Origin of the sequence: Erythrobacter donghaensis, assembly GCF_001557325.1 — a bacterium.
Taxonomy (GTDB): Bacteria; Pseudomonadota; Alphaproteobacteria; order Sphingomonadales; family Sphingomonadaceae; genus Erythrobacter; species Erythrobacter donghaensis_B.
Genome location: NZ_LSJS01000293.1, coordinates 1 through 825, shown reverse-complemented (window position 1 = coordinate 825; position 825 = coordinate 1). Strand labels below are relative to the sequence as shown.

The window sequence follows — 825 nt, the reverse complement described above, 5'->3', positions numbered from 1 at the left end:
GCCGTTTTCCCGAAACCGGCCATATGACGCCACGGTTTTCACCGGACGCTTACCTACGACCTCGTAGCGCGGGTACTACTGCGGTCGGACCCGGACTGACGCGCACGCATCTTCTGCATCGCGTTGCAACGCCGACCTTTGGCATCTGTGCATCTCAGATGAGGCAAGTTCCAATTTTGCGGTACCTGATACTCCGATTAGCCTTTGTGCACGATTATCGGCTATACAGGTTGCTGAGATGCGATATCTGACGGCGATCGAACTGGCGAACTGGATGGCGCTTTATGTCGCTGCCGGTTCGTGCTGCGTGATCGCCATGGCGCTCTCCTGCGCGACGACAATGGTGGAAGTGGTTCGCGAGCGCGGCTGGTCCAGCGTCAATTCCCTTCGGTCCGCCATCCTGTTTGTCCCGAAAATATGGTGGCGCTGGCAAAAGCTGTACCTGACTTCCATGCCTGTGACGCTCGGCATCGTCATTCTCTTCGCCACATCGATGCGCTGGAGCTAGGCGCCCGCCGCGCGACGGACGATAGCGCCGATGCGGCCCGTTTCCACATCCGCCGGTGATACACACACGAGTGGACCAATTTGCGCCATGCGCGGATGAGTGACAGCTTTTGCGGCTAGATACGTCTCATCAGTTGATCCCATGGCTTCCACGATGATCGACCTGATCTCGCCGGTTTCGCGAGAGCGCAGTTCCAGGATGAAGTCAGGCCGGCAGGCGCCGATCGGCGTAAGTGTGTCGAAAACCGGTTTCTCAATGGTGATGTGGATCGGCGTGCAAAAAGGACCCCGTTAGCGGGGTGATCGGCGTCTAAAAGG

At 58.3% G+C, this 825-nt stretch carries 1 protein-coding gene and 1 pseudogene; one reads left to right on the top strand and one right to left on the bottom strand.

What is annotated here, in order from left to right:
• Nucleotides 1–238 precede the first annotated feature (238 nt).
• Nucleotides 239–508: a hypothetical protein gene (locus AX692_RS16755; protein WP_017184787.1), complete on the top strand. Its 270-nt coding sequence runs from the start codon at nucleotides 239–241 to the stop codon at nucleotides 506–508.
• Here AX692_RS16755 and AX692_RS20620 read toward each other — a convergent pair.
• Nucleotides 505–777: pseudogene (locus AX692_RS20620) on the bottom strand (hypothetical protein); the annotation flags it as partial. The gene AX692_RS16755 and the pseudogene AX692_RS20620 sit on opposite strands and share 4 nt — an antisense overlap.
• Between the last annotated feature and the right edge of the window lie 48 nt (nucleotides 778–825).